General features: G+C 74.7%; 9 protein-coding genes. 2 read left to right on the top strand and 7 right to left on the bottom strand.

The genetic code is table 11. The features are described 5' to 3' along the window. Nucleotides 1–42 precede the first annotated feature (42 nt). Together LV78_RS12255 and LV78_RS12250 are read left to right on the top strand one after the other, a co-directional pair. Nucleotides 43–426, top strand: coding sequence for a YybH family protein (locus LV78_RS12255; RefSeq protein ID WP_253845181.1), 384 nt, complete (start codon nucleotides 43–45; stop codon nucleotides 424–426). Between the two features lies 1 nt (nucleotide 427). Next, nucleotides 428–1,906, top strand: coding sequence for an aspartate aminotransferase family protein (locus LV78_RS12250; RefSeq protein WP_253845179.1), 1,479 nt, complete (start codon nucleotides 428–430; stop codon nucleotides 1,904–1,906). A 507-nt stretch (nucleotides 1,907–2,413) separates the two neighbouring features. Here LV78_RS12250 and LV78_RS12245 read toward each other — a convergent pair. From LV78_RS12245 to LV78_RS12215, 7 genes are all read right to left on the bottom strand, one after another. Then, the gene (locus LV78_RS12245) at nucleotides 2,414–2,935 is read right to left on the bottom strand and encodes a flavin reductase family protein (protein WP_253845177.1); all 522 of its coding nucleotides are present in this window, start codon (nucleotides 2,933–2,935) and stop codon (nucleotides 2,414–2,416) included. Nucleotides 2,936–2,996: 61 nt separating this feature from the next. Continuing rightward, on the bottom strand, nucleotides 2,997–3,422 hold the full coding sequence (locus LV78_RS12240) for a YybH family protein (protein WP_253845175.1): 426 nt from the start codon (nucleotides 3,420–3,422) through the stop codon (nucleotides 2,997–2,999). A 148-nt stretch (nucleotides 3,423–3,570) separates the two neighbouring features. Next, nucleotides 3,571–5,124, bottom strand: coding sequence for a GMC family oxidoreductase (locus tag LV78_RS12235; RefSeq protein WP_253845173.1), 1,554 nt, complete (start codon nucleotides 5,122–5,124; stop codon nucleotides 3,571–3,573). A 164-nt stretch (nucleotides 5,125–5,288) separates the two neighbouring features. Next, nucleotides 5,289–6,698 (bottom strand): flavin monoamine oxidase family protein, encoded by a 1,410-nt coding sequence (locus LV78_RS12230; RefSeq protein ID WP_253845171.1) that lies wholly within the window; start codon nucleotides 6,696–6,698, stop codon nucleotides 5,289–5,291. 25 nt (nucleotides 6,699–6,723) lie between these two features. Further along, nucleotides 6,724–7,878: an acyl-CoA dehydrogenase family protein gene (locus LV78_RS12225; RefSeq protein ID WP_253845170.1), complete on the bottom strand. Its 1,155-nt coding sequence runs from the start codon at nucleotides 7,876–7,878 to the stop codon at nucleotides 6,724–6,726. Continuing rightward, nucleotides 7,875–9,140, bottom strand: a complete 1,266-nt coding sequence (locus LV78_RS12220) for a cytochrome P450 family protein (RefSeq protein ID WP_253845168.1) — start codon at nucleotides 9,138–9,140, stop codon at nucleotides 7,875–7,877. Before LV78_RS12220 ends, LV78_RS12225 begins: the two co-directional genes overlap by 4 nt. Continuing rightward, nucleotides 9,137–10,693 carry an aspartate aminotransferase family protein gene (locus LV78_RS12215; protein ID WP_253845166.1) on the bottom strand — a complete coding sequence of 519 codons (1,557 nt, stop codon included), beginning with the start codon at nucleotides 10,691–10,693 and terminating at the stop codon, nucleotides 9,137–9,139. Before LV78_RS12215 ends, LV78_RS12220 begins: the two co-directional genes overlap by 4 nt. Between the last annotated feature and the right edge of the window lie 288 nt (nucleotides 10,694–10,981).

Below are 10,981 nucleotides of genomic sequence, written 5' to 3'. Positions count from 1 at the left end.
ATCGCCATTTGGCCGATACCCGCAGAAAAGGAGTGGTTCGCCATGACCACGACCGCTGAGGAGTTCGAGCTCCCCACCGACGCGACCAAGATGACGGCCCTGTACGTGCGCGCGATGAACTCCGGTGACAGCGCGGCGGTGCTCAACCTCTACACCGAGGACGCGGTGTCGGTGTGGGAGCCGGACCTGCCGGTGTCCGGCGCCGAGCACGAGCGGACCATCGAGGAGTTCATGGCGTCCGCTCCCCGGATGACCGCCGAGCTGCGGGAGTCCTACGTCACCGGGGACACCGCGCTGCTGGTGGTGGACTGGACGTTCGAGGTGGAGGACGGCGAGCCGCTGTCCGGCACGGGCCTGGACGTGCTGCGCAAGGGCGCCGACGGTCGGTGGCGCTACGCCGTCGACAACCCGTTCGGCGACAACTGACGTGGCCGCCGACGTGGGCGCGGGCGCCGCGCCCGAGCTGGCCGAGGCGCACCTGCGCGGGCTGCTGACGCAGCTGGGGCTGGACGCGGAGTACGTGCGGGCGCGGGGCGACGTGCTGTGGCGCGCCACCCCGGACGGGCCCGCCCCGGTGGACGACTTCGTCGGCGGCTACGGCTCGCTGGTGCTGGGGCACAACCACCCCGCGCTGGTGGAGCGGGCCCGCGAGCTGCTGGCGGCGGACGCGCCCGTGCACGCCCAGTTCTCGTACCACCCGTACGCCAACGAGCTGGCGCTGGCGCTCAACCGGGTGCTGTGGCGCGAGTTCGGCGTCGACCGGCCGTACTCGGCGATCTTCGCCAACACCGGCGCGGAGGCGGTCGAGGTGGCGATGAAGCACGCCGAGCTCGACCGGGCGGGCCGGGTCGCCGCGCTGCGCGCCGAGGTGGAGGAGCACCTGGCGGGCGCGGAACCGGCGCTGGCCGCGCGGGCGCGGGCGCACAACGCGGGCCGGTTCGACCTGCCGCCGGTGTTCCTGGCGCTGGAGGGCGCGTTCCACGGCAAGCTCGCGGGCAGCGTGCAGCTGACCCACAACCCCGGTTACCGGCTGCCGTTCAAGGCGATGGCCGCGCAGGCCAGGTTCGTGCCGCCGGGTGAGGTCGCCAAGGCGGTCGAGGCCGAGCGGGTGACCGTGCTGGACGTCGTGGACGGGGCGCTGGTGGAGCGCGACGTGCCGGTGGTGGCGGCGTTCTTCGTCGAGCCGGTGCAGGGCGAGGGCGGCATCCGGGTGCTGGACGCCGAGGTGGCGCGCGAGATCAGGGCGGCGGCCGACCTGGCCGGGTTCCCGGTGGTGGTCGACGAGGTGCAGTGCGGCGTCGGTCGCACGGGCGCGTTCTACGCGGCCTCGCACGTCGGGCTGCTCGGCGACTACGTGGTGCTGGCCAAGGCGCTGGGCGGCGGGCTGGCGAAGTCGTCGGTGCTGCTGGTGCGGCGCGACCGGTACCTGCCGGACTTCGAGCTGCTGCACAGCTCCACGTTCGCCAAGGACGCGCTCTCGTGCCACCTGGGCGTGCGGGTGGTCGAGCTGCTGGAAGCGGACGGCGGCGCGCTGTACCGGGCGGCCGAGGAGCGGGGCGGGGCGCTGGCCGCCGCGCTGCGGGCGGTGCGCGAGGAGTTCCCGGACGTGGTGGCCGAGGTGCGCGGGCGCGGGCTGATGCTCGGGCTGGAGTTCCACGACCAGGGCGGCGGGACGGGCGGGGTGGCGGAGTTCGCCCGGACCGGGCTGTTCGGCTACCTGGTGTCCGGCTACCTGCTGCGGGAGCACGCGGTCCGGGTGTTCCCGACCGCGAGCGCCACGCACGCGCTGCGGTTCGAGCCGTCGGTGGGGATCACCGACGCGGCGATCGGCCGCCTGGTCACGGGGCTGCGCGCGGTGTGCGCGGAGCTGCGCGGCGGGGGCGACGGGCTGCTGCCCGCGGGCTGAGAGCGCCTGGTCGATCCCCTGATCGAACCCCGGCGCGGACCCCCAGCCGCGCCGGGGCGCCGCCGGACCGGTCGCCCCCCGACCGACCCGGCCGACACGACCCGCCCACCCGGTTCCCCCACCGGGTGGGCGGGTTCTGCCGTGCGCGGACGGGAAGGTGCGGATGGGCGGCGAGCAGCGCATGGCGGAGGCGGGCAGGGCGCGGGTGGCGGGCGGGGAGAGGCGGGGAGCGAGCGAGGCGAAGGCGGAAGGCGCTCCGCGATCCCGGTAGCAGGCTGGACGCCCGCCGCACGGCCACGCACCACCACCGACCACACCGGGCCAGGGCCGCCGGGAGCATCCCACGGCCGCGACCACCTCAGCCGGGGCGCCGACGGCTTGGCGTCAGGGCCGCCACATCCCGTCTCCCCAGCCCCGACCGCACAGGGCCTGGGCCGCCGGGCGCATCCCGCGCGCACCACCGCGCCCCCGACCTGCTCAGGTCGGGGGCGCGGTGGTGCGCGCGGGTCAGCGGCCCGCCTGCGCGGGGGCCTTCCCGTAGTTCCCGTCGAAGAACAGCAGTCCCGCCCCGCTCTCCTCCCGCCCGGCGCCCAGGACGCGGCCGATGAACACCGAGTGGTCGCCCGCCTCGTGCGCCTCCTCCAGCGCGCACTCGACCCAGGCCAGCGCGTCGGTCAGCACCGGAGCCCCCGTGCTGCGGCCCGGCAGCCAGTCGACGGCGTCGAACTGGGCCCGGCCCTCGGGCCTGCGGCGGTCGGCGAAGTGGCGGGCGCAGTGCTCCTGGTCGGCGTTGAGCACCGAGATCGCGTAGTGGCCCGCCGAGGTGATCGCGCGGTGCATGGCGGCCGTCCTGGCCACGCAGCACAGCACGAGCGGCGGTTCCAGGGACACCGAGGTGAACGCGTTCGCGGTCATCCCGTGGACGTGCTCGCCGCCGACGGTGAGCACGACGACCCCGGTCGCGAACCGGGACAGGGTGGAGCGCATCTCGACCGGGGTCACCCCGGACAGCTCTGGGGCCAGGTCCATGGCACACCTCCTCCCGCGCGGACCGCTCCGGGCGCGCGGGCGCCCGGAGTCGGCCCCCGGCTCACAGCTCCTCGGCTGACAGGTCCTCGGTGGAGTCGGCCACGGGCCGGTCGACGGCCATGACCCACTTGCCCTCGTCGTCGCGCACCAGCACGTCGGTGCACCTGCCGAGGATGCGCTGCCTGCCGCCGTCCTCCTTGGTCACCACCAGGTCGTACTCGACGATGATCAGCGAGGTGTCCGCCGTGCTGTAGTAGGACCGCACCGTCGACTTCAGCTCGGGCCCGGTGGCGAGCAGCGCCGTGATGGCGTCGGTGCGGGCCTGCCCGGTCAGCGGGGCCCCGGACAGGTTGGAGATCGAGTCGTCCCGGTAGAGGCTGTCGAAGATCGCGCCCCGGCCCGAGTTGAAAGCGGCCAGGAACACCTCGTTCTGCACCTCGGGGTCGTCGGTGAGGTCGAGGGTTCCCAGATCGGTCTGAACGGTCATGGCAGTTCCTCAGCTCTCTTCGTGAAACGATCCGGTCCGCGGACGGAATGGGTTTCAGCGCTCTCCCCCGGACGCGGGGGCGGCTGGCGGACGTCGATTCCGGAAGTGGACGAAAGAATTCACCGGACGGGCGGGCGGAACGCGGCGATCACGGCCCGTCCGCGCGGATCAGGTCGGCCGCGCGCTCGGCGACCAGGACCGCGTGGGCGTGGGTGTGCCCGCGCGGGGCCTCGGGGACGACCGACGCGTCGGCCACCCGCAGCCCGGTGGCCCCGCGCACCCGCAGCCGCTCGTCGACCACCGCGCCGAGCGCGCACGTGCCGACGGGGTGGAAGACGGTGGAGGCCCGCTCCCGCGCGTACCCCTCCAGCGCGTCCCCGTCCGGCCACGGGTCGAGCAGCCGCGCGCCGGGCTCGCGCAGGGCGCCCGCGCGCAGCACCCGCTCGGCGAAGCGCACCCCGGCAGCGAGGGCGCGCGCGTCGGCCGGGTCGGTCAGGTAGCCGGGGTCGATGCGCGGCGGGACGCGCGGGTCCGCGCGCTCCAGGGTGAGCGCGCCCCGGCTGCGGGGGCGCAGCAGCACGACGCCGACGGTGTAGCCGGGAACGGGGGTCCCGTCGGGGGCGAACGCCATCGGCGACCAGATCAGCTCCAGGTCGGGCGGCCCCTCGCCGCCGTCGGCGCGGAAGAAGGCGACCGCCTCGGCGATGTTCGACGTCGCGGGCCCCCTCCGCTCCCGCGCCCAGCGGTCGCGGCCGTCGGCGAGGAAGCGGGTCGCCCCCGGCACGCCCACCGCCAGGTCCAGGATCAGGTGGTCGCGCAGCCCCCGGCCGACCGGCAGGTCCAGCACCGGGTCGACGCCCGCCGCGCGCAGCTCGGCCGCCGGGCCGATCCCGGACAGCAGCAGCAGGTGCGGCGAGCCGACCGCGCCCGCCGACAGCACGACCTCGCGCCGGGCGGTCAGCACCTCCCCGCCCACGAGCAGCACGCCCGTGGCGCGGCGGTCGGCGTCGAGCAGCACGCGGTGCGCGAGCGCCCGGTCCCGCAGGTCCAGGTTGGGCCTGCCGAGCGCGGGCGCGAGGTAGCCGTCGGCGCTGCTCCAGCGCGCGCCGTCCCGCTGGGTGACAGGGGTGGGCGCGCAGCCGACGCCGTCCGGGTTTCCGGGGCCGACCTCGACGCGCTTGAGCCCGACCTCCTCGCACGCGCCGAGGAAGCGCTCGGTGCTCGGGTCGGGGTCGCGCTGCGGGGAGATCCACAGCGGCCCGTCGACGCCGAGCGCGCCCCCGTCGCCGGGCTCGCCCGCCCAGCGCTCGGCGCGGCGCAGGAACGGCTCCACGGCGCGCCAGGACCAGGACGGCGGCCAGTCGTCGAAGTCGGCGGGGTGGCCGGGCAGCCACATCTGGAAGTTCACGGCCGACGACCCGCCGTGCACCCGCCCGCGCGGCCACGGCACGACCCGACCGCCCATCCCGGCCTGCGGCCCGGTGCTGAACGCCCAGTCCACCTCGGACCCGATGAGGTCGAGCGCGCCCAGCGGCACGGCGATGTCCGGGTGCTCGGCGGGCCCGCCCGCCTCCACCAGCGCGACCGAGACTGCGGGGTCCTCGGATAGCCTGGCCGCGACGGCGCACCCCGCCGACCCCGCGCCCACCACGACGTAGTCGTACTCCCGCGCGCCGGGCGCCGGACCTCGTTCTGCCAGCACGGAAAACCCCTCCCCGTCCGGTGCTCCCGGACTCGTCGTCACCGGACTCCTGCCACCGGGCACCCGCTGCAGCCCGACTCGCCGTCGCCGCGCGCACCAGCACCGCTCCCGCACGCCCGTGGGTGCGACCCACCCGACCCGAAGCCGGGCGGGCCGCACCCCGGTCAGGCCGCGACGCGGGTCGCCACCTGCGCGGCGGCGGTCAGCCCGGACTCCATCGCGCCCTCGACGTAACCGCTCCACCCGGAGGCGATGTCGCTGGTGGCGAAGGAGATCCGCCCGTGCGGTCGCTGGGCGGGCCGGAGCAGCCCGGTCAGCTGCCCCGGCCTGCGGAAGGCCCAGCCGCCGCGCGAGTGCGGGTCGGCGCCCCAGTCCTGACCGCGCACGGCCAGCACCTCGGCGTCCGGGACGACGAGCCTGATCGCCTCCCGGACTCGCGCCGGGTCGTTGACGTCGAGCGCGGGGTCCCCGCTGAACCCCGCCGCCAGCCAGCCCCTGGAGGTCCGCTGCAGCGGGACGAGCGTGTCGACCGGGTACCCCTCGGGGGTGTGCACGTAGGTGTTGCCGAACCCCTCGCCCAGGTGCACCACGAACTTCTTGGCGTTGGGCACGCCGATCGTCTGGTCCGCCGCCCGGAGCTTCTCCGGGGGCAGGCCGGGCGCGAAGTCGATGCAGCGCCAGGTGTTCACCGGCACCGCCACCACGACGGCCCCGGCCACGTGCTCGGAACCGGCGCGGGTGCGGACGGTCACCCGCCGCCCGTCGTCGGCGATCGAGGCGACCGGGGCGCGCAGCCGCACCTCGGCCCGCGACTGGGCCAGGATCGCCGAGAGCACGGAGCCCAGCCCGCCCGAGGGCTTGTAGGTGTTGATGCCGTAGTACAGCCCGGCGTCGTGGCCGCACAGCGCCCACCAGTGCAGGAACTGGGTGTACGCGGCGCGCGCCGAGCTGCCGCCGAGGCCGCCGGTCGCGCCGGTCAGCCACTTGCGGTCCAGCGCGGACAGGCCCATCTCGTCCAGCCTGGCCAGCACGGTCAGCGCGTCCGGCGCGCGCAGCAGGTCGGCCCGCGCGAGCGGGTCGAGCGGGTCGGGGAACAGCTCGCGGGAGCGCTCGGCGAACCTGGCGAGCAGCTCGCCCTGCCTGCCGAACGCCTCCTCCGGCGCGAGGAACCCGAACCCGTTCCCGCTCGGGAAGACGACGCGCTCGGCGCCCTGGTCCGCGAGCATCCCGACGCCCTGCTGCTCGATCTCCCGCCACACGGTGGTCTGCATGGGGTCGACCCAGTTCCCGCCGAGCTCGATCCGCGCGCCCTCGAACTCGCTGGTCCACACGCGACCGCCGACGCGGCCCCGCGCTTCCAGCACCAGGACGCGCAAGCCCTTCCGCGCCAGCTCCCGCGCCGCCGTGGCGCCCGCGAAGCCGGCGCCCACGACGACGACGTCGTGGGTCGTCCGGCGCGCCGCGGACGCCCGCGCGGGCAGGAGAGCGGGCGCTCCGGCCGCGACGGCGGTCGCGGCCAGTCCTCTGAGCAGGCTGCGTCGGGTAGGTCCGGCAGACTTGCCCACTTCACTCATCTCGGTTCATCCCCCTGCGGTGAGGTCAGAGGAACACGGACTGCGGGTCGAGCCCGACCAGGACCCGGCCGTGCACCTCTAGGCTCATGTCGGGCGACATGAGTCCGTGCGTGGTCAGCCCCAGCAGGTCGCGGTGGTACCGCTGGAACGGGGCGGACGTGCTGAGCGCGGAGGCGCCCGCGATGGTCTGGAGCAGCTCCACCGCTTCCTTGGCCAGCAGGATCGCGGTGCCCGCCTGGCCCCGGACGGCGGCCTTCTCCTCGGTCGTGGGCTGCTCGCCCGCGTCCGCGCGGCGCTGGAGCAGCTCGACGTAGGCGGCGGACAGCGCCTCGGCGGCGGCGATCTTGTTGGCGGCGAGCGCGACCTTGTGCTGGGTCAGCGGGTGCTCGCGCTGGTCGGTCCACGACGTGTAGGCGAGGCCGCGTCCGGGCAGCCGCTCCAGGAAGACCTCCAGCGCGCCCTTGGCCATGCCGACGTAGGCGGCGACCGACTCGGCGACGACGTAGCTGATGAGGCTGTAGGCGCGGCCGTGCGCGGTGGGGGTGCGGCCCTCGGCGCCCTCGACCAGCGCCTCCTCGGCGGTGACGACGCGGTGGGCCGGGACGAACACGTCGGTGGCGGTGGTGGTGGAGCTCCCGGTGCCCGAGGCGCCGGACACGTGCCAGTCGTCGGCGATCGTCAGGTCCGACATGGGCACCAGGGCGAACACCTCGCCCTCGGAGCCGTCGGGCAGCTCGATCGCGGCGGCCAGCAGGTCCCAGTCAGCGCCCCGGCATCCGGTGTTGAACCGCCACGAGCCGTTCAGGGTGTAGCCGCCGTCGACGGGCGTCGCCCGGCCGGTGGGGGTGAAGCCGCCGGAGACGCGCACCGAGCCGTTCGCGAACAGCTCCTCCTGCGCGCGGTCCGGGTAGAGCGTCACCATCCAGGCGCTCGACACCCACGCCACGGCCGTCCACGAGGTGGAGCCGCAGCCCCTGGCGATCTCGGTGAGCACGGCGATCTGCTCGGCGACCGGGAGGTCGAGCCCGCCGAACCGCTTCGGCACGGCCATCGCGAACACGCCCGCCTTGTCGAGCAGGTCGACGTTCTCGTCGGGGATCCAGCGCCGCTGCTCGGCCTCCTTGCCGTTCTCCCGCAGCACGGGCACGAGCTGCCTGACGGCGTCCAGCACGTCGCTCATCGGGTTTCCTCTCCGGATCGGGTGGTCGGCGGGCGCAGCAGGACGGGCAGGGCGGCGTGGCCGTTGGAGATGAAGGAGCCCAGCGGCCGGAGCCCGTCGGGGGTGGTGGCGAGGCGCATCCCTGGGAAGCGCGCGAACAGGGCGGGCAGGCCGACCGCGGCCTCCATGCGGGCCAGCGGCGCGCCGAGGCAGTGGTGCGCGCCGTGCCCGAAGGCCAGGTGGTCGCGCCGGGTCGGGCGGGTCGGGTCGAACTCGGTCGCGGTGGGCCCGTGCACGGCCCGGTCCCGGCCCGCCGCGCCGAAGGCGATGACGATCGGGTCGCCCGCCGCGATGACGAGGTCGCCGACCGGGACGTCCTCGACCGCGTAGCGCAGCGGCAGGTTCGCGAACGGGGCCTCGAGGCGCAGCGACTCCTCGACCACGTCCTCCCAGGCCAGCGCGCCGGACTCGACGGCGGCGCGCCGCTCGGGGTGGGTGAGCAGCAGCGCGGTGGTCTGGTCGAGCAGGTTCACGGTGGTCTCGTGGCCCGCCGTGAACATCAGCAGCACGGTGTCGACCAGCTCGCGCTCGTCCAGGCCCGCGCCGTCGTCCCCGTGCGCCTGGATCAGCCCCGAGGTGACGTCGTCGCCGGGGGCGGCGCGCTTGACCTCGACCAGCTCGCGCAGCAGCCGGTACAGCTCGACCTCGGTGGCCTTGGCGCGCTCCGGGGACGCGGAGGTGTCCATGATCTCGTGCACGGAGCGCAGCAGCGGTCCCCGGAGCAGGTCCGGGATGCCCAGGAGCTCGGAGATCACCTGGACCGGCAGCGGGTGGGCGAAGCGGGCCCGCAGGTCGACCACCTCGCCGGGCGCGACGGTCGCCAGAGCGTCCAGCAGGCCGGTGGTGATGGCCTCGACGCGCGGTCGCATCGCCTGGGTGCGGCGGGCGGTGAACGCCTTGGCCACCAGCCTGCGCAGCCGGGTGTGCTCCGCGCCGTAGGCGGTGATCATGTTGTGGTCGGCCACCCACATCGCCAGCGACCAGGTGCGGGCCAGCTCGGACTCGCCGTTGCCCCACGCGGGCCAGTGCCGGTAGGTGTCGCGGGAGATCCGCGGGTCGGTGAGCAGCCGCTTGACGAGCGCGTGGTCGGTGACCCACCAGGCGAGGACCCCGCCGGGCAGCTCGACCCGCACGGCGGGGCCGAGCGCGCGCAGGCGCTCGGACTCGCCGTGGACGTCGCGCCCCGCGGTGTCGATCAGCGGGACGGCAGGGGCGGTGGTCACGCGAACCTGCTCGCGTCCTGGGCGCGCAGGATCTCGCACACGTCCCGGAACCCGGCGTCGACCCTGGCGATCTCCTCGTCGGTGAGGTGGATCGACGGCTCGAAGCGCATCGTGTCCACGTTGGAGGCGGTGGAGAAGATGCGGATGCGGTGCGCGCGCAGCAGGTGGCCGCCGATGACGAACGCCAACGCCTCGTGCTCGACGGCCTCGCGGATCTCGGCGGAGGCGGAGCCGCTCTGGTCGCGCAGCTCGAAGCCGAGCATGAGGCCCTCGCCCCGGACCTCGGCGACCACGTCCGGGTAGTCGTCGCGGATGGCCTCCATGACGGCCTTGGCCTTCGCGCCGCGCTCGGCCGCGCCCCGGTACGCCTGGCCGTCGTCGGCCTCCAGCATCTCCAGGAACTTGATGGCCAGCCTGCTGGAGAACCCGTCGCGCCCGAACGTCGAGGTGTGCATCAGCTCGAAGTCCTTGCGGTAGCGGTGCTCGTTGACGAGCACGACGCCGAGCTTGGCGATGCCGCCGCCGAGCGCCTTGGCGAGGATGACGTAGTCGGGGCGCAGGCCGATGCGGGTGCCCGCCAGGAACGAGCCGGTGCGGCCCATGCCGGACTGGATCTCGTCGGAGACCAGCGGGACGTCGTGCCGGTCGCAGGCCTGGCGCACGGCCGTGGCCAGCTCGCGGGTCATCGGGAGGATGCCCGCCTCGCCGAGGATCGGCTCGACCAGGAACGCCGCGAACACCGGGAAGTCCCGCTCGACGACGTCGACGACGCCGTCGCGCTCGACGAGGTCGAGCAGCACGGCGCGCTCCTGCTCCACGACCTTGTCGATCAGGTCGGGGCGGTCGCGCGGGATGAACCTGGCCTGGGCGGCGAGGGACTTGAACGGGCCGCGGAACTCCTCGTTGAACGTGAGCTGCACGCTGCTGACGAGCTTGCCGTGGAAACCGCCCTCCAGCGCCAGGAACAGCGGCGGGCGGGCCTCGGTGGCGGCGTTGCGGCGGGCGACCTCGGCGGCGAGCGCGGCGAAGTCGCCGCCACCGGCGAGCGCGGTGGCGGCCCCCGAGAGGCGGGCCCCGGCCTCGGCGGCGGCGCGGGCGGTCCCGGCGTTCGCGGCGAGCCGCTCCTTGAGCTCGGCGACGCGCATCCCCCGGTCGAGCTCGGCGTGCTTGATCGTGATCTCCACGGCCTCGGCGCCGGAGTTGCCGAACAGGCCGTAGAACTTGTCGTCGGTGCCCAGCTCGCGCCGGATGATCCCGTTGAGCTTGGCCGCGAGGTCGATGGCGAAGGAGTAGCCGGAGAACTGGGCGTGCACGGGCGTGCGCTCGTCCAGCAGGCGCTTGGCGTGCTCGATCAGCTCGGGGTTGTTGTGGCCGAACATGAGCGAGCCGAACCCGCTGGCCGCGTCGAAGACGCCGACCTCGCTGCCGTCGTCGGCCAGGTAGTGCAGCGTGTTGCCCTCGGCACGCACGTACTTCAGCGCCAGCCCGAACTCGGACAGCACCTCGACGAGGTAGGAGTCCGCGAATTCGGGCGCTCCGGGGGAAGCCCTCATTTTCTCATCTCCGATCGACGGGGGGTGGTGGGAGAAGTGGTGGTGCTGGAGCGGCGCCGCTGTACTGGCGAGCCGGTCCTTTTCTAGCGCAGGGAAGATGCCCGAGCGGTCATCGCGGGTTCACCGAAAAGCCTGCGAGCAGGCGATGAGCGGACGATTACCGGGCGGTTGCCGCAGCGCCGGGACGGCCGGGGAGAACGCGGGCGCGGGGTGAGCGCGAGGCGCGGGGAATGGCGCGGGAGGGTGCGGCGGAAATGCTTTTCGGGGGGCGCGGGCGGATTGCGCCGG

Origin of the sequence: Actinosynnema pretiosum, assembly GCF_024171695.1 — a bacterium.
GTDB classification, from domain to species: Bacteria; Actinomycetota; Actinomycetes; order Mycobacteriales; family Pseudonocardiaceae; genus Actinosynnema; species Actinosynnema pretiosum.
Note: the sequence above shows the minus strand (reverse complement) of the source record. Positions and strands in the feature narration are given on the sequence as shown.